At 71.8% G+C, this 23,623-nt stretch carries 21 protein-coding genes; 10 read left to right on the top strand and 11 right to left on the bottom strand.

Going from position 1 to position 23,623, the window contains the following annotated elements; translation table 11 throughout:
• Window positions 1-30: 30 nt before the first annotated feature.
• A complete protein-coding gene (gene efeU / locus E6R60_RS03660; protein ID WP_136324946.1) occupies window positions 31-1,014 on the top strand; it encodes an iron uptake transporter permease EfeU in 984 nt (327 codons plus the stop codon).
• Window positions 947-1,879 carry a hypothetical protein gene (locus tag E6R60_RS03665; protein WP_240802381.1) on the top strand — a complete coding sequence of 311 codons (933 nt, stop codon included), beginning with the start codon at window positions 947-949 and terminating at the stop codon, window positions 1,877-1,879. Before efeU ends, E6R60_RS03665 begins: the two co-directional genes overlap by 68 nt.
• Before the next feature lie 86 nt (window positions 1,880-1,965).
• On the opposite strand, the gene E6R60_RS03670 is transcribed toward E6R60_RS03665, so the two are convergent.
• Window positions 1,966-2,712 (bottom strand): bifunctional DNA primase/polymerase, encoded by a 747-nt coding sequence (locus E6R60_RS03670; RefSeq protein WP_136324947.1) that lies wholly within the window; start codon window positions 2,710-2,712, stop codon window positions 1,966-1,968.
• A 351-nt stretch (window positions 2,713-3,063) separates the two neighbouring features.
• Here E6R60_RS03670 and ddaH point away from each other — a divergent pair, with 351 nt between their 5' ends.
• Window positions 3,064-3,879 carry a dimethylargininase gene (ddaH, locus tag E6R60_RS03675; RefSeq protein ID WP_136324948.1) on the top strand — a complete coding sequence of 272 codons (816 nt, stop codon included), beginning with the start codon at window positions 3,064-3,066 and terminating at the stop codon, window positions 3,877-3,879.
• Between the two features lie 59 nt (window positions 3,880-3,938).
• Here the strand turns inward: ddaH and E6R60_RS03680 are convergent, their stop codons facing one another.
• Window positions 3,939-4,937, bottom strand: coding sequence for a small ribosomal subunit Rsm22 family protein (locus E6R60_RS03680; RefSeq protein WP_136324949.1), 999 nt, complete (start codon window positions 4,935-4,937; stop codon window positions 3,939-3,941).
• 288 nt (window positions 4,938-5,225) lie between these two features.
• Between E6R60_RS03680 and E6R60_RS03685 the strand changes: the two genes are divergently transcribed.
• On the top strand, window positions 5,226-6,575 hold the full coding sequence (locus E6R60_RS03685; protein ID WP_206309308.1) for a hypothetical protein: 1,350 nt from the start codon (window positions 5,226-5,228) through the stop codon (window positions 6,573-6,575).
• Here E6R60_RS03685 and E6R60_RS03690 read toward each other — a convergent pair.
• Entirely contained in the window at window positions 6,557-7,909 is a 1,353-nt protein-coding gene (locus tag E6R60_RS03690) for a multidrug effflux MFS transporter (protein WP_136324950.1), read from the bottom strand. The two genes, E6R60_RS03685 and E6R60_RS03690, sit on opposite strands and share 19 nt — an antisense overlap.
• 79 nt (window positions 7,910-7,988) lie before the next feature.
• Between E6R60_RS03690 and E6R60_RS03695 the strand changes: the two genes are divergently transcribed.
• Window positions 7,989-8,993, top strand: coding sequence for a Gfo/Idh/MocA family oxidoreductase (locus E6R60_RS03695; protein ID WP_206309309.1), 1,005 nt, complete (start codon window positions 7,989-7,991; stop codon window positions 8,991-8,993).
• A gap of 22 nt (window positions 8,994-9,015) precedes the next feature.
• Here E6R60_RS03695 and E6R60_RS03700 read toward each other — a convergent pair whose 3' ends face one another.
• The gene (locus E6R60_RS03700; RefSeq protein ID WP_136324951.1) at window positions 9,016-10,644 is read right to left on the bottom strand and encodes an alkaline phosphatase D family protein; all 1,629 of its coding nucleotides are present in this window, start codon (window positions 10,642-10,644) and stop codon (window positions 9,016-9,018) included.
• A gap of 261 nt (window positions 10,645-10,905) precedes the next feature.
• On the opposite strand from E6R60_RS03700, the gene E6R60_RS03705 reads away from it, so the two are divergent.
• The 3 genes from E6R60_RS03705 (at window position 10,906) to E6R60_RS03715 (ending at window position 13,297) form a co-directional block, all read left to right on the top strand.
• The gene (locus tag E6R60_RS03705; RefSeq protein ID WP_136324952.1) at window positions 10,906-11,679 is read left to right on the top strand and encodes an SDR family oxidoreductase; all 774 of its coding nucleotides are present in this window, start codon (window positions 10,906-10,908) and stop codon (window positions 11,677-11,679) included.
• Window positions 11,680-11,843: 164 nt separating this feature from the next.
• Window positions 11,844-12,311 carry a lamin tail domain-containing protein gene (locus tag E6R60_RS03710; RefSeq protein ID WP_136324953.1) on the top strand — a complete coding sequence of 156 codons (468 nt, stop codon included), beginning with the start codon at window positions 11,844-11,846 and terminating at the stop codon, window positions 12,309-12,311.
• Window positions 12,312-12,412: 101 nt separating this feature from the next.
• Window positions 12,413-13,297, top strand: a complete 885-nt coding sequence (locus tag E6R60_RS03715; protein WP_136324954.1) for a PhzF family phenazine biosynthesis isomerase — start codon at window positions 12,413-12,415, stop codon at window positions 13,295-13,297.
• Window positions 13,298-13,306: 9 nt separating this feature from the next.
• On the opposite strand, the gene E6R60_RS03720 is transcribed toward E6R60_RS03715, so the two are convergent.
• The gene (locus E6R60_RS03720) at window positions 13,307-14,239 is read right to left on the bottom strand and encodes an NAD-dependent epimerase/dehydratase family protein (protein WP_136324955.1); all 933 of its coding nucleotides are present in this window, start codon (window positions 14,237-14,239) and stop codon (window positions 13,307-13,309) included.
• Window positions 14,236-15,291, bottom strand: coding sequence for a ScbA/BarX family gamma-butyrolactone biosynthesis protein (locus tag E6R60_RS03725; protein ID WP_240802382.1), 1,056 nt, complete (start codon window positions 15,289-15,291; stop codon window positions 14,236-14,238). The genes E6R60_RS03720 and E6R60_RS03725 overlap by 4 nt, the downstream gene beginning before the upstream one ends.
• A gap of 125 nt (window positions 15,292-15,416) precedes the next feature.
• On the opposite strand from E6R60_RS03725, the gene E6R60_RS03730 reads away from it, so the two are divergent.
• Window positions 15,417-16,079 carry a ScbR family autoregulator-binding transcription factor gene (locus tag E6R60_RS03730; protein ID WP_136324956.1) on the top strand — a complete coding sequence of 221 codons (663 nt, stop codon included), beginning with the start codon at window positions 15,417-15,419 and terminating at the stop codon, window positions 16,077-16,079.
• A gap of 144 nt (window positions 16,080-16,223) precedes the next feature.
• Window positions 16,224-16,601, top strand: a complete 378-nt coding sequence (locus tag E6R60_RS03735) for a VOC family protein (RefSeq protein ID WP_136324957.1) — start codon at window positions 16,224-16,226, stop codon at window positions 16,599-16,601.
• A 175-nt stretch (window positions 16,602-16,776) separates the two neighbouring features.
• Here E6R60_RS03735 and E6R60_RS03740 read toward each other — a convergent pair whose 3' ends face one another.
• From E6R60_RS03740 to E6R60_RS03760, 5 genes are all read right to left on the bottom strand, one after another.
• A complete protein-coding gene (locus tag E6R60_RS03740; RefSeq protein ID WP_136325529.1) occupies window positions 16,777-18,738 on the bottom strand; it encodes an Ig-like domain repeat protein in 1,962 nt (653 codons plus the stop codon).
• A gap of 250 nt (window positions 18,739-18,988) precedes the next feature.
• Window positions 18,989-19,636: an SGNH/GDSL hydrolase family protein gene (locus tag E6R60_RS03745; RefSeq protein WP_136324958.1), complete on the bottom strand. Its 648-nt coding sequence runs from the start codon at window positions 19,634-19,636 to the stop codon at window positions 18,989-18,991.
• A 68-nt stretch (window positions 19,637-19,704) separates the two neighbouring features.
• Entirely contained in the window at window positions 19,705-20,559 is an 855-nt protein-coding gene (locus tag E6R60_RS03750; protein ID WP_136324959.1) for a TIM barrel protein, read from the bottom strand.
• Between the two features lie 130 nt (window positions 20,560-20,689).
• A complete protein-coding gene (locus E6R60_RS03755) occupies window positions 20,690-22,117 on the bottom strand; it encodes a polysaccharide lyase 6 family protein (RefSeq protein WP_136324960.1) in 1,428 nt (475 codons plus the stop codon).
• Between the two features lie 48 nt (window positions 22,118-22,165).
• Window positions 22,166-23,596, bottom strand: a complete 1,431-nt coding sequence (locus E6R60_RS03760) for a polysaccharide lyase 6 family protein (protein WP_136324961.1) — start codon at window positions 23,594-23,596, stop codon at window positions 22,166-22,168.
• Between the last annotated feature and the right edge of the window lie 27 nt (window positions 23,597-23,623).

The raw sequence follows: 23,623 nt of genomic DNA on the forward strand, positions 1-23,623 counted from the left end.
CGGGACTCGAAGCGGAAAGGGAACCGAAACGTGTTCAGTAACTTCCTGATCGGCCTGCGCGAGGGCCTCGAGGCCAGCCTGGTCGTCTGCATTCTCATCGCGTACCTGGTGAAGACCGGCAACCGGCACAAGCTGCTGCCGATCTGGACCGGTGTCGGCATCGCGGTCGTCGTCAGTCTGGCCTTCGGCGCCGGCCTCGAATTCGGTTCGCAGGAGATGACGTTCAAGGCCCAGGAGGCGCTGGGCGGTTCGCTGTCGATCCTCTCGGTCGGCCTGGTGACCTGGATGGTCTTCTGGATGCGGCGCACCGCGCGGCATCTCAAGGCGGAGCTGCACGGAAAGCTCGACGCGGCGCTCGCGATGGGCACCGGCGCCCTGGTCGCCACGGCACTGCTCGCCGTGGGCCGTGAGGGGCTGGAGACCTCGCTGTTCGTCTGGCGTGCGGTGCACGCCGCGGACGACGGCTGGCATCCCATGATCGGCGCGCTGCTCGGCATCCTCACCGCCGTGGTGCTGGGGTGGCTGTTCTACCGCGGGGCGTTGAGGATCAACCTGGCGAAGTTCTTCACCTGGACCGGCGGCATGCTGGTGGTCGTCGCGGCGGGCGTGCTCGCGTACGGCGTCCACGACCTGCAGGAGGCCGAGTTCATCGGCGGTCTGCGCGACCGGGCGTTCGACATCAGCGCCACGATCCCGCCGGACAGCTGGTACGGCACGCTGCTGAAGGGGACGTTCAACTTCCAGCCGGATCCGACCGTTCTGCAGATCACGGTGTGGGCGCTGTATCTGATCCCCACCCTCGCGCTGTTCCTCGCCCCGGTAGGGTTCGGACGGTCAGAGGGCCCTGCGGTGGGGGCGACGGATCAGAAGGCGCGGAAAGCAACGGATGAGAAGCCTGAGGCCGGTTCGGCCGGCGACGGTGCTCGCGGCAGTGACGATGCTGAGTATGACGGCGAGCGGGTGCGTGACGGTGCACGGCGAGCTGGAAGTCGTCCCGGCGGCGACGCGGTCTGAGGCCGCGCGGGCGCTGGCGGACTTCACCAGCGCGTACAACGCGGCGGACAAGGCCTACGATCCCGCGCTGGACGCGGACCAGGTCACCGGTGCGCTGGGCGCGATCAACCAGGCGGGTCTGCGGGCCCGGCAGAAGAACAACCCGCAGGGCAACGCGAACCACCGGCCGCTGGAACTGACCGACACGCACTACGTCATCCCGAAGAAGGCCGGGTGGCCGAGGTGGTTCCTCGCGGACACGGACTCCAACCGTGATCAGGACGGCGGGAAGCAGGACACCCGCTGGCTGTTCGCGTTCCTCAAGTCCGGTCCCGACGCCGGGTGGAAGGCCGCCTACCTGTCGGTCGTCACCCCGCCCCAGCTCCCCGACTTCGTGAAGGACGGCGAGGGGCGGGCCACACCGGTGCCCGCCGACAGCGGCGGACTCGCGGTGGCCCCGGAGGACTTGGGCGCCCAGTACACGCAGTACCTCCAGAAGGGCACGCCGGACGTGTTCGCCCCGGGAACGTCCACCTCGCTCTGGCGCACCACGCGCCTGAACACCCGGCGGGCCGGGTTCTCGTACCAGTACGTCGACCAGCCACTGAACAGCGGGGCGTTCGGGCCGCTCGGAGTGGAGACGGCCGACGGTGGCGCGCTCGTCTTCTTCAGCAGCAAGCACTTCGAGCAGCAGACCGCCGCGCAGGGTCTGCGGCCGGCGGTCTCCCGGGACGTCGCGGCGCTGATGACGGGCGAGGTACGGACCACGCTCACGAAGGAGCGGGTCTCCAGCCAGCTGGTGTACGTGCCGAAGAAGGGCGCCGGCACCGGCAAGGTGATCATGCTGAACCGGGTGCCGGGCCTGACGGCGGCGAAGGGTTCCTGAGGGCTTCCGTCCGCCCGGCGGACTTCTCGGGCGGCCGTCCGAGGGCTCTCCCCGCGGTGGGGGGCCCTCGCCGGTCCGCGTCCCGGTTACCGGCTCAGCGGCCAGGCCACCGACTCGTGGTCGACGTCGCTCTGCTCCGCGGATCCCACGAAACGCGCGCACGCGTCCGTCAGCGTCTCCAGCAGGGTCAGCGGGTCGGGCAGCGGATTCTCCGGGCCGCGCACCCAGCTGACGTCCAGCTCACCGGGGAGCTTGGCCGGCGGCAGCAGCACATAGCTGCCCCGGCAGTGCCACCGGAGCCCGGGGTGCTCGTCCATCGTCTCGGGGTGGCAGTCCAGCTCGCACGGCCACCACTCGTCCTCGTCCTCCGGCGTGCCGCGCGTCGCGGTGAAGAAGAGCATCCGGTCGTCGCCGGACGTGGCCACCGGGCCCACGTCGATCCCGGCGGCGAGGAGCCGCTCCAGCGCCTGCGTGCCGGCCGACAGCGGGACGTCGAGGACGTCATGGATCAGGCCGGTCGCCGTGATGAAGTTGGCGTGCGGCTGGCTGCCGGCCCAGCGCTCGATCTGGGCGCGGTCCGTCGTGGACTGCGTCTGCCAGGCGAAGGAGAGGGGGTGCCTGGCGGGGGTGGGACATCCGACGCGTTCACACGAACATCGGTAACCGACGGGGTGGGCGGCGGGCGCGATCGGCATCCCGGCCTCGGCGACCGCCAGGAGCAGCTCCACTCGCGCGGTGCCGTCGGCATCACCCTGCTGCGGCTTGGGCCGTCGGCGCAGCCAGTGGGAAATCCTGCTCTCTGAGCCGCGAGCACGGCTGAAATCGGTGCCCATCTATCCCCTTACCTCAAGCGTTGCCCCTGCCCATGGTCCCACCATCCTGCGCTCGGGGTGGCCAGAGTCCTGAAGCGGGGTACCGTGACCGATGACCCGACGTGTCCGTTATCGCACTTATTGCCAGGAAATGGCGGGCGAATGTGCGGTGATCGGAGGCCCGGAAGGGGGTGTCCCCCACCCTCAGGGGCGACGGGCCGGTCACACGTCACACAGCTGTACGGAACCACCCGATCGGTCCACTGTGCCCGCGGCCCCGGACGGCGCACCATGGGCTCACGCACACACCCGTGCGACGCACCGGCCGCAGCGGCCACCAATGCCGCCGCGACGATTCGTGAGGAGCCCTCGTTGCCTCGTGAAGCCACACCCCGCCGCTACCTGATGTGCCCCCCGACGCACTTCAAGGTGACGTATTCCATCAACCCGTGGATGGACCCCACCAAACCCGTCGACCTCCCGCTGGCGCAGACCCAGTGGGAGGACCTGCGCGACCGCTACCGTGCCTTCGGCCACACCGTCGAGCTGCTCACGCCCGACCCGGACCTGCCGGACATGGTCTTCGCCGCCAACGGGGCCACCGTCGTCGACGGCCGGGTCCTGGGGGCCCGGTTCGCGTACCAGGAACGGTTCCCGGAAGCGGCCGCCCACCGCGACTGGTTCCACGGCCACGGCTTCACCGAGATCCAGGAGCCCGCCCACGTCAACGAGGGCGAGGGCGATTTCGCGGTCACCTCCTCGTACGTGCTGGCGGGGCGCGGCTTCCGGTCCAGCCCGCTCTCGCACGGCGAGGCGCAGGAGTTCTTCGGGCGGCCGGTGATCGGGCTGGATCTGGTCGACCCGCGCTACTACCACCTGGACACGGCGCTGAGCGTCCTCGACGAAGCGGCCGGCGAGATCATGTACTACCCGGGCGCCTTCTCACCGGGCAGCCGGGCCGTGCTGGCACGTCTCTTCCCGGACGCGCTGATCGCCGACGAGGCGGACGCCGCCGCACTCGGGCTGAACGCGGTGAGCGACGGACTCCACGTCCTGCTGCCGCAGGCCGCCACGGGCCTGTTCGACCCACTGCGCGAGCGCGGCTTCGAGCCCGTCCCGATGGATCTCGGGGAACTGCTCAAGGGCGGCGGCAGCGTGAAGTGCTGCACGCAGGAGCTGCGGCCTTAGGGCGTGTTTTGAAAGTCCCGCCCGCCCTTCGGGCGGACGGCGCTACTTTCGAAACACGCCTAGGGCATCTCCTGCGGGGGCGGCCAGGCGTCGCCCCAGTCGGCGTCCCGGGCGGCGCGGTACAGCTCGCCGTGCCGCTTGGTGACCGTCGCGCGCCGCAGCGCCTCGTCCCGGGTGCAGAGCTCCAGCAGTACCTGGCCCTTGCGGATCTGCGGCCGGCGCGTGACCCGCGCCTCCACGGGCCGGGGGGTGAAGCGGGTGGCGACGACGTAGCTGAACTTCTCGTCCTCGTACGGCAGTGAGCCGCCCTTCACCTTCCGGTGCAGCGAGGAGCGGCTGACCCGGGCCGAGAAGTGGCACCAGTCCGTGCCCGGCTCGATGGGGCAGGCGTCGCTGTGCGGGCAGGGCGCGGCGACGGTGAGCCCTGCGGCGATCAGCCGGTCCCGGGCCTCGATGACGCGGGCGTAGCCGTCGGGGGTGCCCGGCTCGACGACCACGACGGCCTGCGCGGCACGGGCCGCGGCGTCGACGAGCGCGGTCCGGGCCTCGGGCGTGAGCTCGCCCAGCACGTACGAGACGGTCACCAGGTCGGCGGCGTCCAGAGCGAGGTCCTTACCGATCCTCGCCCGTTGCCACTGGGCGGCGCGCAGGCCGGGGAGGCCGGAGACCCCGGCCAGTTCCCGGCCCAGCTCCAGGGCCGGCTCGGCCCAGTCCAGGACGGTGGTCCGGGGCCCGTCCCAGGCCCCGGCGACCGCCCAGCTCGCCGCGCCGGTGCCACCGCCGACGTCGGTGTGCGTGGCCGGCGCCCACTCGGGGGCGGCGTCGCGCAGGGCGTCGAGGGCGGATCGTACCGCCTCGAAGGTCGCGGGCATCCGGTACGCGGCGTACGCGGCGACGTCCGAACGGTCGCGGAGCAGCGGGGCGCCGGTGGGAGTGGTTCCCCGGTAGTTGGCGATGAGCCGGTCGACGGCCTGGGTGGCCTGCTTGGGCGGCAGCCCGTCGAGGAGTGCGGCCAGGGCGGCGCGCAGGGCTTCCGCGGTGGGGAGGGTGGCGTTCACCGAGGAATTGTAGGCGCACGCGTGCGGCCCGGGGTCCGTACGGCATCGCGACAGAACGGCGACGGAACGAGCGTCACATGGGGGGTGGATGCAGGAGCGGGGCCCGGTGCGTGCAGCGGCGCGGCGGCGGTCGGGAGCGGGGAGGAGCCCGGGTGAGGGACCACAACGCCGCAGGTGCGCGTGCCCGGCCCCGCGACGCCGCCCCCCGGGGGCCGGTCGGCCTGGGGCCTCCGCACCAGTTGCTACGCTGACCGGCGCGAGGACGGGGCACGGCTCACCGGGGGGACCATGAGACTGAAGTTCGCGCGCCTGGCTCCGGCCGGCGGCGGGTCCACGCGGCAGAGGGCGGTGCGCCTGGCTCTCGTGGGCGGGGTGCTGGTACTGGCCCTGCTGCTCCTGCTCGCCACCTGCGGAGGCGGCGGGAAGGACGCCGCCCCGCCGGCGAAGCCGAAGAAGAGCACGGGCCCGGCGACGCAGCTGACCGTCCCGCCCGCCTACACGACCCGGCGCGGCTGGGAGCTCGTCGACACCTCTCCCGACTACGCGCTCTCGCGGACCACGGGACGCCTCGGCTATCTGGTGCGGACGGCCGAGGGCGAGTACCGGCTGCGGACCATCGACTCGGAGACCGGGCGGGCCGGCTGGAGCGGGGACGCCTGGCGCCCGCCGGCCGCCGCGCACTTCCCGAAGCTGCTCACCGTCACCGCGGACGGCCGGGAGTACTTCGTGACCTGGTCGTACGGAAAGGTGGGCGAGGACGCGCCGGCGCCCGCCGACCGGATCGTCTCGCTCGACGTGTACACCGTGGAGGACGGCGGCCGGCAGCGCGTCGAGGTGCCGTGGGCCACGGCGCCGACCGTCACCGCCACCGGCCCCGGGATCGTGATCGGTGACGGCGGGACGACGAGCGCGGTGGTGGACCCGGCGACGGGGAGGATCACCAGGGTCCCCGCCAAGGCGCTGAAGTACCCCAAGGGCTGCGCGTCCTGCAAGCAGCTCACGGAGGTGCGCGGGCTGACGTCGAAGGGCCTGCTGGTGAGCGGGGCCCGGGAGTTCTGGGTGCAGGGCGGCTGGTTCAGCCGGAACGTGGCGCCCGCGGGCGCCGACCCGCGGAGCGGCGTCCCCACGTCCGTGTCCCCCGGCGTGCTGCTGGCGAAGTGGCAGCTCGCCAAGGGATCGAAGCGCGCCGCCACCCACGACCTGTGGACCGTGCACGACACGGAGACGGGCAAGGCCCTGGTCTCCGTCCAGTGCCACAAGCCGGCGATCGCGCCGGGCCAGTACCCGCAGGCGGTGGTCTCACCGTCGGGCGGCTATCTGGTGGCCGGGAACCTCGCGTTCGACCTGGAGGCCGGGAAGGGCTTCTGCTTCGAGGACACCGAGGGGTCCAGGACGCTCGCCCTGGCGTCCGTGACCGACAGCGGAACGGCGTACGGGGCGACGAGGGTGCGCAACGCGGCGGACGCGCTGGCCGGGGGCGGCTTCCCCGTCGAGGCCGACGTCTCGACGGGGTCGACCGAGATGCTGGCGCCGAACGTGCGGATGCCCGGCGCGGAGGGCGCCGAGGGGATCGGGCTGTTCCGCTGGTCCGACGACAAGGACCGGCTGCACCTGATCGGCTACCCCCGGGCGGACTGACCCCCGGAGGCGGACGGACCGGCCGTTCGGTCTCCGGCCCGCTGCCAGGGCCGGCACAGACCGAGGAAGCACGCCATCGCGCCCACGGCGCACACCAGCTGCACCACGGCCATCGGGACGGCCGTCGCCTCCCCCGCGATGCCGACGAGCGGCGAGGCCACGGCGCCGATCATGAACTGCGAGGTGCCGAGCAGCGCGGAGGCGGAACCGGCGGCGTGCTTGGTGCGCATCAGCGCCTGGGTGTTGGTGTTCGGCATCGCCAGGCCCATCGCCGACATCAGGACGAACAGGCCGGTCGCCACCGGCACGAGCCCAACCTTCCCGAAGACCCCGGACGTCATCAGCAGCAGCGCCGTCGCGGCGAGCACGATGACCGCGAGCCCGAAGCCGAGCGCCTTGTCGAGGCTGACCCGGCCGACGAGGATCTTGCCGTTGATCTGGCCGACGGTGATCAGCCCGATGGAGTTGATGCCGAAGAGCAGGCTGAACGTCTGGGGCGAGGCGCCGTAGATCTCCTGCACGACGAACGGAGAGGCGCTCACGTACGCGAAGAGCGCGGCGAAGGCGAGGCTGCCCGCGATCATGTAGCCGCTGAAGACGCGGTCGGCGAGCAGCCCGCGCATGGTGCGCAGCGCCTCCCCGATGCCGCCGGTGTGGCGTTCCGCGGGCGGCAGCGTCTCGTGCAGCCACTTCCGGACGACGAGGGTGAGCAGGAGGCCGATGACGGTGAGGACGGCGAAGATGCCCCGCCAGTCGGTGATCCTCAGGACCTGTCCGCCGATGACGGGGGCGATGACGGGCGCGACGCCGGAGATCAGCATCAGCGTCGAGAAGAACCTCGCCATGTCCTCGCCCTCGTACAGGTCGCGCACGACGGCCCGGGCGATGACGATGCCGGCCGCGCCGGCGAGACCCTGCAGCAACCGGAAGCCGATGAGGAGTTCGGCGGTCGGGGCGAAGACGCAGATCGCCGTGGCGAGTACGTAGACGATCATCCCGAGGAGCAGCGGGCGGCGCCGGCCCCAGCGGTCGCTCATCGGGCCGACGACGACCTGGCCGAGGGCCATGCCGGTGAGGCAGGCGGTCAGGGTGAGCTGGACCGTGGCGGCGGGTGCGTGCAGCGAGTCGGTGACGGCGGGGAGCGCCGGGAGGTACATGTCCATGGACAGCGGCGGGAGCGCGGTCAGTCCGCCGAGGACCAGGGTGACGAGGAGTCCGGTGCGCCGGGTGGTGGCGGCGGGGCCGGGAGGAAGGGGGACGGGCGTGACGGGAAGTCCGGCCCCGGTGTCGGGCGTGGGTATCTGCTGGGCTCGGCTGACGCCGCTCTCCGGCATTCTCATCTCCATAGTTGTGGAATCCGCCTCTATGCTCTCAGCTCAGCCGGAATGGTCGACACCTTTTGTGGGAGCGTGCATGAGCAGGACTGTCCGTTGGGGCGTGCTGGCGACAGGTGGGATCGCGGCGACTTTCACCGCTGACCTGCAGGCGATGCCCGATGCGGAGGTGGTGGCCGTGGCCTCCCGTACGGACGCCTCGGCGCAGGCGTTCGCGGAGCGGTTCGGGATACCTCGGGCGTACGGGAGCTGGGCGGGGCTCGTCGCCGACGAGGAGGTCGACGTGGTGTACGTGGCCACACCGCACTCCGCGCACCGGGAGGCGGCCGCCCTCGCCCTGGAGGCCGGGAAGCACGTGCTGTGCGAGAAGGCGTTCACGATCAACGAGCGCGAGGCCCGGGAGCTCGTGAAGCTCGCCCGGGACCGCGGTCTCTTCCTGATGGAGGCGATGTGGACGTACTGCAACCCGGTCATCCGGCGGATGACGGAGCTGGTGCGGGACGGGGCGATCGGTGAAGTCCGCAGCGTGCAGGCCGACTTCGGCTTCGCGGGTGACATCGACGCCGGGCACCGGCTGCGTGACCCCGCGCTGGGCGGCGGGGCGTTGCTGGACCTGGGGGTCTACCCGGTGTCGTTCGCGCACCTGGCGCTGGGCGAGCCGGACCGGGTGCAGGCCGACGCGCTGCTGTCGCCGGAGGGCGTCGACCTGAACACCGGCATGCTGCTGGGCTGGGAGTCGGGCGCGAACGCCCTGCTGTCCTGCTCGCTCGTCGGGCACCACCCGACGGCCGCCACGGTCATCGGGACGGCCGGCCGGATCGACTTCCCGCAGAGCTTCTTCTATCCGCAGAGCTTCGTCCTGCACCGGGCGGGCGCGGAGCCGGAGGAGATCAGCTCCGGTCCGGGGCCGCAGGGTCTGACGGGGATGCAGTTCGAGGCGGCCGAGGTGATGCGCGCGGTCCGGGCCGGCGAGACGGAGTCGCCGCTGGTGCCGCTGGACGGTTCGCTCGCGGTGATGCGGACGCTCGACGCGGTACGTGAGCGCATCGGCGTCCGCTACCCCGTGGACGGCCTGGCGTCCTGAGGCCCTGAGGACCAGGCCGGGGTCAGGCAGGGGTCAGGCCCTGGTTGCCCACCTCCGTGACGAACGAGGCGGCCGTCGTTACGGGGGCGCCGGGCGTGGTGACGGCCGGCACCGTGCGGTAGTCGGCGCGCGCCTGGCCCTCCTGGAGCGTGACGAGGGCGTATCCGCGCCGCCCGTTGTAGAACTTCATGTGCGGGTTGGCGCTCGTGAGGGCGGCCCAGTTGGCCGGCTTCTCGGAGCCGTTCTTGCCGCTGGCGATGGACGTGGCGACGATCTCGGTGCCGACGGTGCGGGAGGCGGGGTCGTCGAAGTCCCGCTTCAGGTCGAAGGCGTAGCCGACGTGCACGTCGCCGGTCAGCACCATGAGGTTGTCCACCCCGGCGGCCTCGGCGCCCTTGAGGACGCGGTCCCGGGACGCCGGGTAGCCGTCCCAGGAGTCCATGGACAGCTTGTACGCGTCGGTCGGGACGTCACGCCGCCGGGCGAAGGTCACCTGCTGCGGGACGACGTTCCACGTGGCCTTCGAGTGGCGCCAGCCGTCGATCAGCCAGCGTTCCTGGGCGGCGCCGGTCAGGGTGCGCGAGGGGTCCTCGGACTCGGGACCAGGGGTCTGCCAGCCGTCGCCGTACGCCTGGTCGCTGCGGTACTGACGGGTGTCCAGGATGTCGAACTGGGCGAGCCGGCCGAACTGAAGCCGCCGGTAGAGCTTCATGTCCGGTCCGTCGGGCCGCTGCGGGGTGCGCAGCGGCTGGTTCTCCCAGTACGCGCGGTAGGCGGCGGCCCGGCGGATCAGGAACTCCTCGGGCGGCACGCTGTTCTCGGGGGTGTCGCCCGCGTAGTTGTTCTCGGTCTCGTGGTCGTCCCAGGTGACGACGAAGGGGTGCGCGGCGTGGGCGGCGCGCAGATCGGGGTCGGACTTGTAGAGGGCGTACCGCAGCCGGTAGTCCTCCAGGGTGGTCGTCTCCCGGTTGAAGAGGGCCGGCAGGGTGCGGTCGGTGTAGTTGCGGGCGCCGCCGGTCGCGGTGACGGCGTACTCGTAGAGGTAGTCGCCGAGGTGGAAGACGACGTCGACGTCCTCCTGCGCGAGGTGCTTGTACGCGGTGAAGTAGCCGTCGTGGTACGCCTGGCAGGAGACGGCGGCGAGGCTCAGCTCGCGCTTGTGGGCGCCCGGGGCGGGGGCGGTGCGGGTGCGGCCGACGGGGCTGGTCCACTGTCCGGTGCGGAACCGGTAGTACAGGACGCGGTCGGGGGCGAGGCCCTTGACCTCCACGTGGACGCTGTGGTGGAACTCGGGGTGCGCGGTGGCGGTGCCCCGGCGCACGACGCGCTGGAAGCGTTCGTCGCGGGCCAGCTCCCAGCTCACCTGGATGCGGGCGGCGGGCAGTCCGCTGTCGGGCTCGAACGGGCGGGGGGCGAGCCTCGTCCACAGGAGGACGGATTCGGGCAGCGGGTCACCGGAGGCCACACCGAGGGTGAACGGGTCCTCGCCGATCCGACGGGAGTCGAGCTCGGCGGCGCTCGCCGCTCCCGCGGCCGGCAGGCCGACGGAGAACGCGAGTGCGGCGGCGGCTCCGGTGACGGTGAGAAAGCGGCGGCGACCGGTGTGCCGGGCCGCGTCGCGCAACTCCTGCTGGTGCGATGAGTGCGTCATCTGTCCCTCCCCTGACTGGTGATGTGGGGGAAGTCCACCGGGCCGGCGCATCCAGGGGTTGGCGTGCTCACGTCGCACGGGCGTCGCCTGGATGAGGAATGCGGCAGGAATGGATCCCCAGGGGCAAACTCCGCGTACGCGGCAAAACCATGATCATCAACTTTGGGCGCGATCCCCGGGGAATCGCCGGTGCCGCACCGGGAATCACCCCCCGGGACGCGAACGCACCGGGAGGACCGCCGGGGCGTACGCTGCCGCACCATGAGCAACAAACTGTTGAACTCCGCGACGAAGACGGCCGTAGTGACGGGCGCGGGCTCCGGTATCGGCCGCGCGGTGGCTCTGGCGCTGACCGGCGCCGGCTGGTCGGTGGCGCTCGCGGGCCGCCGCCCCGGGCCGCTCACCGAGACCGCGGCACTGGCCGGGGCGGACGCCCGGGTGATCACCGTCCCCGCCGACGTGTCCCGCCCGGACGACGTGTCCGCCCTGTTCTCCTCCGTACGCGAGTGCTTCGGCCGCCTCGATCTGCTCTTCAACAACGCGGGCACCTTCGGGCCGCCGGCCGTGCCCGTCGAGGACCTGGCCTACGACGACTGGCGCGCGGTGGTCGACGTGAACCTGACGGGGGCGTTCCTGTGCGCGCAGGCGGCGTACCGGCAGATGAAGGAGCAGGAGCCGCAGGGCGGGCGCATCATCAACAACGGCTCGGTCTCCGCCCACGCGCCGCGCCCGCACTCCATCGCCTACACCGCGACCAAGCACGCGATGACCGGCCTGACGAAGTCGCTGTCGCTGGACGGCCGCCCGTACCGGATCGCCTGCGGACAGATCGACATCGGCAACGCCGCGACCGAGATGACCGAACGGATGCGGACCGGCACGTTGCAGGCCAACGGCGAACTGGCCGTGGAGCCGGTGATGGCGGCCGCGGACGTGGGGCGGACGGTGGTCCACATGGCGGAGCTGCCCCTTGAGGCGAACGTCCAGTTCGCCACGGTGATGGCGACGGCGATGCCGTACGTGGGGCGGGGCTGACGACGACCGGGGCACGGAACCGGCTTGCTCGACACAAGAACTGACCGCCCCTCACCTTCGGGACGACCGATGCGCGCCGGACAGGCACCCACCCGGTCCGGTAAGCGCGTGCTGCCCTATGCTCGGTTCCTCTTCACCGGAACTCCACAGGAGGAACACACTCCATGCGCATACGCACCGCCGCGCCCCTCGCCCTGGCCGCCACCACCGCCCTCGCGGGCTCACTCCTGCTCGCGGCCCCCGTATCGGCCGCCACGCACCAGGGCGGGGTGCACCTCGGCAGGATCCAGTACGACAGCCCCGGCAAGGACACCCGGTCCAACACGTCGCTGAACGCCGAGTGGGTCGAGATCCACAACAACACCCGGGCGAAGGTGCAGCTGAAGGGCTACAAGCTCAAGGACAACACCGGGTACACCTACACCTTCCCCTCCTACAGCATCGGCGTGGGCAAGACCGTCAGGGTCCACACCGGCAAGGCCAAGAACAGCGCCGGTCACGTGTACTGGAACCGCGGCTCGTACGTCTGGAACAACACCGGTGACAAGGCGCGGCTGATCAAGCCGAGCGGCAAGCTCCTGGACTCCTGCTCCTGGACGAAGTCGGGCACGGGAACCAAGAACTGCCACTGAGGGCTGTCCCGGTCCGGGACATTCCTCCCGTCCCGCCCGGGCGAGGGGGCGGGCGGGATGACGGGGGGAATGCCCCGGGCCGGGGCTCGGTTGTGGTCGGCATGACTGATCTTTCCGCGACAGCCGTCCTGCGCTACACAGCCTTCTCCGCCGACCCGGCGGGCGGGAATCCGGCCGGGGTGGTGCTGGACGCCTCCGGTATGGACGAGGCGGACATGCTCGCCGTCGCGGCGGAGCTCGGCTACAGCGAGTCGGCCTTCCTGACCGGGCCGGCGGAGGCCTCGGAGCCCGGTGCGCGCGGTTACGCGATCCGCTACTTCAGCCCGAAGGCCGAGGTCCCGTTCTGCGGTCACGCCACCGTCGCCACGGCCCTGGCGCTCGCCGACCGGGACGGTCCCGGGGACCTGGAGTTCGCCACCGCTGCGGGCACGGTGCCGGTCACCGTCGTCCGCGAGGGGGGCGAACTGCGGGCGACCCTCACCAGCGTGGAACCGCACCTCGCGGACGTCGCTCCGCAGGACCTCGCCGAAGCGCTGGCCGCCCTGGACTGGCCGGCCGCCGACCTCGACCCGGCCCTGCCGCCCAGGATCGCCTACGCGGGCGCCCGGCACCTCGTGCTGGCCGCCGCGACCCGGGAGCGACTGGGCGACCTCTCCTACGACTTCGCGCGTCTCGAAGCGCTGATGCACCGACTGGACCTCACCACGCTCCAGCTCGTGTGGCGCGCCTCGGACACCGTCTTCCACGTCCGCGACCCGTTCCCGGTGGGCGGTGTGGTCGAGGACCCGGCGACGGGCGCGGCGGCGGCCGCCTTCGGCGCGTACCTGCGCACCCTGTCCCTGGTCCCGGAGACCGCCGCGCTCACCCTGCACCAGGGTGAGGACATGGGCCGCCCGGGCACGCTGACCGTCACCTTGCGGGCCGGGGACCCGCGGGTCCGGGTCAGCGGGACGGGGACGCGCATCCCCGGCCCGGCGGGCGTGTGAGGGCCGGCCTCAGCGGCTGAGGAACTCCCGGTACCAGGGGGCGTGCGCCGCGAAGGACGTCCGGAAGTCCGGGCCCGGCGCACAGCCGAACTCCTGCCCGACGCGTTCGTCGGCGAACCAGTGGTCGAGGGTCAGCATCTCGAAGTGGTGCGTGGCGTACGGGACTCCGGCCAGCCGGCGGCGGGCCTCGTCGAGGCCGATCTCCGTTCCGGCCCAGGGCAGCCGGAGTTCGCCGAGCACCGTGGAGAGCAGGTCCGAACAGGTCACCGGCTCGGGATGGTTGACGTGGTAGACCCCGGACGGCGGCTTCGCGGCGAGCGCCGCCCCGAGCAGGGTGCGGCCCAGCGTCTCCACGTCGATCAGCGAATGGCGGGCGTCGCAGCCGGCCGGCGCCGCCGCCAGGTACCGCAGCAGGGCGACGAGGCCGGGGATCGCCCACCGGTCCCCCGGCCCGTGCACGATGTGGGGGCGCAGGACGGCGCCGCCGGCCGCCAGGACGTGCTGCTCGGCGGCGACCCGGGTCAGGCTGGTGGTGGAAGCGGGGGCCGGCTCGGCCATGCCCGGAAGCAGTCCGGTGAAGGGGCCGCGGCCGTAGACGGAGGCGGTGCTCAGCTGGACGATCCGGCCGACTCCGCTGCGTACGGCCTCGTCGACCAGCGCACGGGTTCCGTGGTCGTTGACGACTCGGGCGGTCTGCTCGTCGGAGCCGATCAGGGAGGCGCAGTGGATCACGGCGTCGACGCCCTCGCAGCTTCCGCGCAGCGATCCGGGGTCGGCGAGATCCCCGTGGACCGTCTCGTGGCCGGTCCCGTCCGCGGGGACGTCGAGCGCGCTCCGGTGGGTCATCAGCCGCAGCCGGACCCCGGGCGTCGCGCGCGCGGCGGCGGCCACCCGGCTGCCGATGAAGCCGGTCGCGCCCGTGATGAGGATGCGGGGGGTCATGAGACGTCCGTTCTGGGTTCACCGCTGCGCGGCGAGCGGAGGGTGCAGGTGAAGGCCGGTTCGCCGTCCTGAACAGCGCGCACGAACACTCCGGCGGGCGAGCCGGGGCCGGCCGGGAGCACGGTGGCCTCGAGGTGGCAGGGGCGGTCCAGCTCCACGTACTGGAGGAAGTCGGCCTGCATCTCCGTCGGCAGGAACACCGAACCGGTGGCGGCGTGCGCGGCCTGCCGGGCCGCTTCCAGCAGGAGGATGCCCGGAACGTGGTCGTTGGGGCGGCCGAAGAGTGTCGTGTGCCGGGTGTCGAGCCGCAGCAGCCACGTGCCCGGGTCCGTGCCGGGCGAAAGGACGACGTCGTTCTCGGAGGTCCTGCCGACCGTGCGCGGTGCGACGGCGGGCAGGAGGGGTATGGGGGTGTCGAACACGGCGCTGCGGTGACCGCGCAGCCGCTGGTACGCCCCGGCGGAGGTGCAGCTGATCCGGCCGCCGCCGGTGGCGAGCACGGTGCCCTGGCGGTGCAGGAGGAGTTCGAGATGCATGGAGCCCAGGCTCCGGCCCCGGCGGCGGATCCGGGAGCAGGAGACGTCCACCGTGACGTCCCAGCGGTCCTCGCCCAGTTCGAGCCGTTCCGACGCGGTGGTGTATCTCAGCTCCCACATCACGAACGCGTCGCCGACCGGCACCCCGAACTGGGCGTGGGCGATCAGCATCGTCGTCTGCCGCATGGTCTCGGCTATGAGCAGGGGGTCCTGGTGGCGGCCGTCGACGGGGGCGAAGAAGCGGTGGGACCGAGGCCAGTGGGCGGGCACCGAGAACTGGGTGTCGGTGAGCCGGGTGAGCCCGGTGGGGAAGACGTCGAGCGGGTCGGTCCGGTGGACCAGCTGTCTCAGCCGGTCGGGCGGTCCATCCCTGCGGACGGGCTCCTCGCCGGCGGAGGCGGCGGTCGCCTCCGGGCCGCCGGGGGCGTCCTCGGCACGGCCGGCGCCCGCGGCGTGTACGGCCCGCTCGACGCTCTCCACCGACATCGAAGCGCTGCGTGAGGTGAGCTGAACCATGAAGTTCCCCCAGGAGGATCCGAGTGAATGGGCCGAGCCGCCCCGCAGTAAGATACTGACAGCCCGGTTTTCCTTTCCAGCCAACCCCCTGTGGCGCCACCCACGCCACCTTTAGAGAGAAGCTGATGGCACAGCAGGCGCGCGCGATCCAGACCCGCAGGTCGATCCTGGTGGCGGCCGCCGACGTGTTCGACGAGCGCGGCTACAGCAGCGCGACCATCAGCGAGATCCTGGCGCGCGCCGGGGCCACCAAGGGGGCGCTGTACTTCCACTTCGCCTCGAAGGAAGACCTCGCGCTCGGGGTGATGGACATACAGCTGCACAGCGATCCGCTGCCGCCCCAGCTGACGAAGCTCCAGGAGCTGGTGGACCAGGGCATGCTCCTCGCCTATCGGCTGCGCCATGAGCCGCTGGTGCGGGCCAGCGTGGGCCTGGCCATGGACCAGGCCGTGGAGGGCCTCGATCGTGGCACACCGTTCCGTGGCTGGATAGACCGGCTCGAAAACCTCCTGGTGGCCGCCAAGGGGCAGGGCGAGCTGCTGCCCCACGTCGATCCGGGCGAGGCCGCGGAGATGCTGGCGGGATCCTTCTCGGGCATCCAGGTGATGTCCCAGGTCCTGTCCAACCGTGAGGACCTGGGCCGGCGCATCTCGGTCCTGCTGCATTACGTGCTGCCGAGCATCTCGACGCCGGCCGTTCTGGCCACGCTGGATATGGCCGAAGATCGCGGTGAGCGTCTGCTCCGCAGCCTCGAAACCGTACCGAGCCAGGCCGAAACCACCGACTGAACTCCGGTGACCTCCGGCGTCCCCCTCATGATCACCGGAACCAGACCGCACGGTACGCAACCGCCTTGTCCGTGGCAGTACTGCGGACGGCAGCCCGCTCCGTAAGCTCGATGGCTCAGCGTCCGTCGCCGACAGGAGCCGCCGATGTCCGTACGCCGCGTAGTCCCGAACATCCCCACCGGTACCGGTGACGCATCCGGGGACGCCCCCGCAGCGATGCGGGCCAACGCCTCCTTCTACGAGCTGCTGGGCTTCGAGGAGGTCATGAACCAGGGCTGGATCATGACGCTCGCGTCGCCCTCCCACCCCACGGCCCAGATCAGCATCATGACCACCGACCGGACCGGCCCCGTCACCCCGGACCTGAGCGTGGAGGTCGAGGACGTGGACGCGGTCCACGCGGCGGTGGTCCGGAGCGGCGCGGAGATCGTGTACGGCCCGGCCGACGAGGAATGGGGCGTGCGCCGCTTCTTCGTACGCGATCCGAACGGGCGCGTCGTCAACGTCCTGAGCCATTCCTGACCCGAGACGCACGGGCGGCCCGCTCGCCGGGTCGACCGCGCTCGGCGAGACGTCACGCAGCCCGATCACCCCCTGCTCCGGAGGCGGAGCGCGCAAGAGGGGACAGCAGTGGGGCGCGTCCCCGGGTGGGAAACGCGCCCCTGACGTCAGCGTCTCGCAGGACGCCGGCCGTGCATCAGCTGGTGAACATGAAGTACGTCCAGCTCCCGTGCGTCGTCGAGTTGATGGTGTCTCCGGAATCGGAGTTGACGTACGAGGAGCGCACGCGGGCGCGGATGCCGGACTTGCCGGAGTGGCCCAGGTTGACGGCCGACTTTCCGTTGGTGCCGAGCTTGAAGTACTCGGTGGCCCCGTCGTACCACTTGCCCTGGTAGTACACCTGGAGTTCGAGCCGCTGCTTGCGGCCCTTGTAGTAGCTCATCGTCGTGGTGGAGATGACGTCGGTGTTCTTGTGGAAGTACCGGTACGTCGTGGAGCCGATCTTGCCGGTCCTGTAGTACTTGGACAGCGCGGTCGAGACCTTCACCCGGGCGTACGCGGTGGACTTGACCGATTTCGGGGCGTAGCGGGCGTCGCCCTTGAATACGGCGGTGACCGCGGTGTCCCGGGTCATGGCCAGGGTGACCGACAGGTTGCCCCGGGAGTTGACCTGGCCGGTCTTCACCCGCCTCTTCGGCTTGTCCGCCCCGAACGGGTCGGCCCAGATCTCGACCGTGCGGTTCTTGTACGTCGTGCCGAGGTGCGCCGTGAACGCGACCTTCTTGGCGTAGCCGTACACCTTGCCGTTGTTGTTCAGCGTCAGTGTGGGCGTGGCGCGGGAAACGTTGACGGTGTCCGAGGCGGTGGCCGGCGTGTGCGTGGCGTCACCGGCGTACCTCACCGTGTACGTGACCTTGCTGCCCACCGGCGGGGTGTCCGTGAAGGAGAACTTGCCACCCGCTCCGAGCCGCTTGGTGCCGAGCGACTTCCCCTTCGGCGACTCCATGTCGGTGCGGGTGACGGCCAGGGGCGTCCCGGCGGGCAGCGCGAGGGCGGCGGTGAGCGAGCCCTTGACGGTGAGCGACTTCGCGCGGGTGGCGCTGGCGGGGGCGTCGACCTTGAGCGTGCCGACGTACTTGCGGGGCTCGTCGATGGCGTGGAACTGGGTGGACTCGGAGGACCCGGTCAGCACGAACAGCTTCCGGCCATCGGCCGACCAGTTCATCGAGTGCCCGAACCAGGGCATCCACTGGTGCGACAGGTTGCGGACGCTGGCGGGCTTGCCGCTGCCGGCGGCGAAGACGTACGTGTCCCCGAGGTCGTCGGTGTCGAGGACGGTCGCCGCGACCGTGCCGTCCGGAGCGACGCTGACCGTCTCCGGCTGGTCGGGGACGGGATAGGTGCGCACCTCTTCCAGGTCCGAGAGCCGGTACTCGGTGAGCGCCCTGCTTCCGGGCCCCGCCACGACGACGTTCTGACCGTCCGGCGTGAGGGCCGCGTCCCTGTAGAAGCCTCCCTTCTCGGCGGACGCGCGGATGACCGGGGTACCGGAGGAGATGTCGTAGACGACGATCGGGCCGGAGCTGATGTGCGCGTCGAGGGCGAGCAGCGTGCCCGGGTCGGCGGGATTCGCGTAGAGCCCGGGCGGGCCTGCGAAGTCGTGTCCGGCCGCCAGGTCCAGCATCACCGTGGGCGTCTCGGCCGTCAGGTCGACGGAGCCGAGCCCGGAGTCCCACTGGTCCCCGTATCCGAACCACAGCTTGCCGTCGGCATAGGCGAGGCGGGAGGGGATGGTCTTGTCGCCGGTCGGGTACTCGGCGGTCTGCGTGAGGGTCGCGGTGTCGAGGGCGACGATCTTGTCGGCGCCGTAGACCGCCGCGTACAGCGTGCCCGAGTCGGGGCTCAGTTCGAGGTCACGGACCCCGGGCAGGCCGGTGAGCGTGGCGACGGCCTTCCCGCTGTAGTCGGTGACGACGATCTTGTCGTTGTACCGGTCGCTGAAGTACAGCCGCTGGTGAACGCCGTCGACGACCGTGTCGTCGGCGTCCGAGACCGCGAGGGGCCTGGTGGTGTCGGCGGACGCCGGTGCGGCGGTGAGTACCGCCGAGCTGAAGAGGACCGCCAGTGCGGTGGCGGCCGGGAGAGTGCGTATACGCAGGATGGTTCGAACCCCCGGAGCGAGTATGGGGCCACTACGTGCGCTATCAGGCGACAGTCGATGTGTGCGACGTGTGCTGCACGTGTGACGGATGAGCGAAGAATAAGTCATGCCACCGACAACATGCGCAGGGGCCCGCCCCAGGAGTCCGTGATCCGCTGGGGGCCCCGCGGACACCCTTCTCACTGCGGACGCGGGCGAGTTCGCGGCGCTGGGCGCCCAGGACGCCGGGGTGCCGGGCGGCGTGATGCTAGCGCTGCGCCGCCGGAGCGCCGGCGCCGACCGCGGCGAGCCAGGCGTCGGCGATCAGCCGGTGCCCCAGGGGGCTCGGGTGGACACCGTCCGGGGCCAGCTCCGCCGCCGGCCGGTCCTGGGCCGCGCGGGGCAGGACGAGGTCGGCACGGACGATCTGGGCCCCGTGGTGCGTGGCGGTCCGCAGGACGGCGTCGGTGCGGGGCGAAAGGTCCTCGAACCAGCCCTCCTGGTCCGGGGTGACCGGGAGCAGGAACGGCGTGATGACGACCAGCCGGGCGGAGAGCTGCCGGACCGTGTCCGCGAGCAGCCGGTCGAGGCACGCCTCGAACTCGTGGACGGGACTGACGAGTCCGCTGTCGTAGAGCCGCCAGGTGTCGTTGATGCCGATCTTCACGGTGACCACGGTGGGCCGGTGGCCGATGACGTCGGCGGCCCACCGTGATTCGAGGTCGTAGACGCGATTGCCGCCGATCCCCCGGTTGACGACCCGGGGGCCCGGTCCGTCGTGCGCCCGCTCGCGCAGGGTCCGCGCGATCTCGTGGACGTATCCATGACCGAGCGAGGTGGAATCCGCACGGTCGCGGCCCGCGTCGGTGATGGAGTCACCGATGAACAGGAGGGTGTCGTCGTCGTTGATCTGCATGTCTGCCGTCCTGACGTCTGGGTGGGGCGGGGCGGGACATCTTTCGAGGCCCGCGCCCGTACAGTCAACTACGTCCGGCCGGAGACGCTTTGCCCGGCCGCCCGCCTCAGGGTCGCGGCCTCGCGTGTCAGCACCTCCGGGTCGTCGCCGGGCACGAACTCCAGGAGCGCCTCGACGCCCCGGCCGTCCAGCATCCCGAGGGCGGCGGTCCAGAGGTCCTCGCGGTCCGCCAGCGGCAGCCGGGTGTTGCCCGGCCACCAGGAGAAGGCGTGCACGGCGGCGACCCGGTCACCGAGTTCGGCGAGTCCCGCCAGCGCCTCCTCGTCGGGGGTGTCGAGCGGCGGCTGCCAGTACGTACGGACATGGTCCGCGTCCACCTCGTCCAGCAGCCGGACGGTGGAGGCGACGGAGTCGGTGAGGGTCCCGCCGTGGAACTCCGTGGCGAGTCCGAGGCCGTGGTCCGCGGCGATGCGGGCCGCCTCCCGCAGACAGCGCACGGTCGCGTGCCGCTGCTCGGGCAGGGTGTACCCCGATCCGGTGGCACCCGCCCACACCCGGACCCGCTCCGCCCCGAGCAGCGTCGCGGCCCGGGCGACGGCGGGGAACCCGGCCAGTTCGCCCGGGGTGGCGCGGAAGTACGAACCGTAGGAACAGCAGGCCAGCCCGTAACGGTCGGACGCCTCCCGGACCGCACGGACGGTGCCGGGCTCCTCCGCGGGCGCGTGCACGTCCGCCCCCCACTCGATCACCTCCAGGCCCGCGTGGGCGGCATACCGCGCGACCTCGATCGCGGGCAGCCGGCGGTAGGTGACCGAACACAGGCCCAGCCCGGTCCGGCCCGCGTCGGACCCGGCCGGGGCGCGGCCCGCCTCGGACCCGGCCGGGGCGCGGCTCGCCCTCTTCCGGCCGCTCTCCTCGTTCATGCCACTGCCTTCCTGCGAGGGGCCCGCCGTGGTGTCATACGGTCCCCCCGGGCGGACGGACGTTCGGGCGGACGGGTCGTACGGTCCGCCCGGACGGGGCGGGCGGACCGTAGCCGGTGGGATGCGCCGCTCAGGCGGCGTTCGGGCCCACGTCCGCGGCCGTGAGAGGGCGCCGGAGCGGGGACGCCGTCGCGTACTCGTCGGCGCCGATGTCCCGGGTGCTGCCGCGCAGGTCCCCGTCGATGTCGTCGGCGACGGCGGCGCCGGCGAACGTGGCGGCCCCGATCGCCGGACTGGCCGACGTCAGCCGCATCACCCCGTCCGCTCCCGCGGCGAGGCGGGGGTCGGCCCGGGTGAAGCCCCCGGCGGGGACGTTGCCGTTCGCGGCCGCGCCCCACAGCAGGTTGCTCTGCCACGTGAAGCCGGAGGTGGCTCCCATCGCGACGAGGCTTCCCGCGTCGCCGACCAGCAGGTTGTCAGCGACGACGACGCCCTGCGGCTCGTACGTCCGGGTCTCGCCTTGGATCGTGCCGGTGTTGCCGATCAGGGAGTTGTGCACGATCACGGCGCGGTCGCAGGCGTCGTTGCCCCGGCGCTCGTCCTCCGTCTCGCCCTCGTGGTGGTCCCGGGTGGTGCCGCTGCCGACCACCAGGGCCCGGCCGGACAGACCGCTGAGGTAGTTGTTGACGATCCTGTGGTCGTTGCCGTAGATCCGCACCCCGTCGGTGCCGTCGATCAGGTAGTTGCCCTCGACCGTGGACCGGTTGCCGTGCCGCAGCACGATGCCGCCGCGGCTGTCGCGGACGGTGTTGTACCGGATCGTGTTGTCCGAGGACTTCACGGAGACGGCCTCGGGGTCGCCGTCGCAGCGCTCGAACAGGTTGTACTCGACGACCGCGTGGGCGCCGGACAGGGCCCGGCCGCTGACGCCGAGGCGGATGGGCTCGCCGCCGTTGGACCCGGTGAAGCTGTGGTCGGAGAAGTGGTTCCGGAAGATGTGGAGGTTCTGGGCCATGGCGGTCGAGCCGGGCCCGTCGACGACGATGAAGATGCCGGCCGTGGTCTTGTCGTGGAAGTGGTTGCGGTCGATCTTCGTGTCGTCCGCCCGTACGACGACCCAGTACGGATCGCCGCTGTCCGCGAGCTGGAAGTCGTTGCGCGTCAGCCGGATCGACGAGCAGTCCGCCGGGATCTCCAGCGTGGTGCTCTGCCGGAAGGAGAATCCGCTGAGGGTGATGTGGCTCGACCCGCTGAGCACGAAGCCGCGTTCACCGCGCAGCACGGCTCCGCCCCGGCTCTTGGAGACGATGGTGATGGGCGCGGCCTCGGTGCCGTTCTTGCCGGTGATGGTGAGGGCGCTCCCCGAGGGGACCGTGTAGGTGCCGTCGGCGACGACGATGCGGTCGCCGGGCGCGGCCCCGTTGATCGCGCTCTGGAGTGCGGCCAGGGAGGAGACCGGGATGTCGGCCGCCGACGCGCTCCCCGTCAGAGAGGTGGTGAGGGGGACGGCGGCGAGTGCGGCCACGGCGGTGCTTCTGAGGAACGTGCGTCGTTGCATGATGCCTCCTGCGTCGGGGGGGAAACGGGGTGGGACGGAACGGGTTGCTCAGGCGGCCCCGGGGCCTACGTCGGCCGGGGTCAGGGGTCCGCGCCTCGGCGCCCGGCGCGCGTGTTCGTCCGCGCCCACGTCCCGGACCCGGCCGCGCGGCTGGCCGTCGATGTCGTGGGTGACGGGCGGCCACCGCAGGGTGCCCGCGTCGATCGCCGGGCTGTCGGCGGCCGGCCGGGCGATGCCGTGCGCGTCCGTCACCAGCCGCGGGTCGGTCCGGGTGCCGCCGCCCGCGGGGATGTTGCCGTCGTCGGCGGCGCCCCACAGGAGGTTGCCCGACCAGGTGAAGCGCACGGTGTCGGCCATGTCGACCAGTCGGCCGGTGTCCGCGACGAACAGGTTGTCGGCGATGGTGACGTCCCGCGGTTCGTGCGGGCGATGGCTCTCGCCGGAGAGGGTGCCGTCGTTGTTCACCAGGGTGTTGTAGGCGATGAGGACGCGGTCGGGGGCGTCGTTGCCGCGGCGCGTCCCGGCCGGCTCGCCGGGCAGGTGGTCGCGCTCCGAACCGCTTCCGACGACCAGGGCGCGCCCGGACAGGCCGGCGAGGTAGTTGTTGACGATCACGTGGTCGTTGCCGTAGATCCGCACCCCTTCCGTGCCGTCGATCAGGTGGTTGGCCTCCACCCGGTTGCGGTTGCCGTGCCGCAGGACGATGCCGCCGGTGCTGTGACGGATGGTGTTGTGCCGGATGACGTTGTCCGAGCTCTTCACCATCGCCTCGGGGTCCCCGTCCGCGCGCTCGAACAGGTTGTACTCCACGACCGCTCGGGCACTGGACAGCGCCCGGGGGCTGACGCCGAGCCGGATCGGCTCGCCGCCGTTGGACCCGGCGAAGGTGTGGTCGGAGAAGTAGTTGCGGTACACGTGGACGCGCTGGGCCATGTCCTCCGTACCGGCACCCTCGATGCCGAGGTAGATGCCGAGCGTGCTCTTGCCGTGGAAGTGGTTGTGGTCGACCGTGCTGTCGTCGGCGCGCACCATCACGTAGTGCATGCCCTCGATGTCGGCCAGCTGGAAGTCGTTGCGGGTGAGCCTGATGTGCGAGCAGTCCGGGGGGATGTCCAGGGTGCTGCTCTGGCGGAAGGAGAAGCCGCTGAGGGTGATGTGGCGGGACGCCTCGATGACGAAGCTGTGGGGGCCGTCCAGGACGACGCCGCCGCGGGTCAGGGCGGCGATGGTCACGGGGGCGCGCTCGGTGCCCTGCTTGTCGCGGATCAGGAGGGGGCGGTCCGGAGGGACGGTGTAGGCGCCGTCGGCGACGACGATCCGGTCGCCGGGCCGGGCCCGGTCGATCGCCGCCTGGAGTTCGTCCAGGGTGCGGACGGCCGCCGGGGCCGGCGTCGCGCCTGCGGTCAGCGGTCCGCCGAGGGGGACGGCGGCCAGCGCCGCCCCTGCTGCGGTGCCCATGAGGAACGTGCGGCGTTGCATGGTGCCTCCGTGAGTGTGGTGGACGGG

This window comes from Streptomyces sp. A0642, assembly GCF_004795105.1.
Classification (GTDB): domain Bacteria; phylum Actinomycetota; class Actinomycetes; order Streptomycetales; family Streptomycetaceae; genus Streptomyces.

Excerpts from the sequence above, each read along its gene's own strand:
- E6R60_RS03720 (WP_136324955.1), bottom strand. The coding sequence starts at position 14,239 with ATGACCCCCCGCATCCTCATCACGGGCGCGACCGGCTTCATCGGCAGC.
- E6R60_RS03710 (WP_136324953.1), top strand. The coding sequence starts at position 11,844 with ATGCGCATACGCACCGCCGCGCCCCTCGCCCTGGCCGCCACCACCGCC.
- E6R60_RS03715 (WP_136324954.1), top strand. The coding sequence starts at position 12,413 with ATGACTGATCTTTCCGCGACAGCCGTCCTGCGCTACACAGCCTTCTCC.
- E6R60_RS03745 (WP_136324958.1), bottom strand. The coding sequence starts at position 19,636 with ATGCAGATCAACGACGACGACACCCTCCTGTTCATCGGTGACTCCATC.
- E6R60_RS03760 (WP_136324961.1), bottom strand. The coding sequence starts at position 23,596 with ATGCAACGCCGCACGTTCCTCATGGGCACCGCAGCAGGGGCGGCGCTG.
- E6R60_RS03730 (WP_136324956.1), top strand. The coding sequence starts at position 15,417 with ATGGCACAGCAGGCGCGCGCGATCCAGACCCGCAGGTCGATCCTGGTG.
- E6R60_RS03670 (WP_136324947.1), bottom strand. The coding sequence starts at position 2,712 with ATGGGCACCGATTTCAGCCGTGCTCGCGGCTCAGAGAGCAGGATTTCC.
- E6R60_RS03735 (WP_136324957.1), top strand. The coding sequence starts at position 16,224 with ATGTCCGTACGCCGCGTAGTCCCGAACATCCCCACCGGTACCGGTGAC.
- E6R60_RS03700 (WP_136324951.1), bottom strand. The coding sequence starts at position 10,644 with ATGACGCACTCATCGCACCAGCAGGAGTTGCGCGACGCGGCCCGGCAC.
- E6R60_RS03750 (WP_136324959.1), bottom strand. The coding sequence starts at position 20,559 with ATGAACGAGGAGAGCGGCCGGAAGAGGGCGAGCCGCGCCCCGGCCGGG.
- E6R60_RS03725 (WP_240802382.1), bottom strand. The coding sequence starts at position 15,291 with ATGGTTCAGCTCACCTCACGCAGCGCTTCGATGTCGGTGGAGAGCGTC.
- E6R60_RS03695 (WP_206309309.1), top strand. The coding sequence starts at position 7,989 with ATGAGCAGGACTGTCCGTTGGGGCGTGCTGGCGACAGGTGGGATCGCG.
- E6R60_RS03690 (WP_136324950.1), bottom strand. The coding sequence starts at position 7,909 with ATGCCGGAGAGCGGCGTCAGCCGAGCCCAGCAGATACCCACGCCCGAC.
- E6R60_RS03705 (WP_136324952.1), top strand. The coding sequence starts at position 10,906 with ATGAGCAACAAACTGTTGAACTCCGCGACGAAGACGGCCGTAGTGACG.
- E6R60_RS03755 (WP_136324960.1), bottom strand. The coding sequence starts at position 22,117 with ATGCAACGACGCACGTTCCTCAGAAGCACCGCCGTGGCCGCACTCGCC.
- E6R60_RS03685 (WP_206309308.1), top strand. The coding sequence starts at position 5,226 with ATGAGACTGAAGTTCGCGCGCCTGGCTCCGGCCGGCGGCGGGTCCACG.
- E6R60_RS03665 (WP_240802381.1), top strand. The coding sequence starts at position 947 with ATGACGGCGAGCGGGTGCGTGACGGTGCACGGCGAGCTGGAAGTCGTC.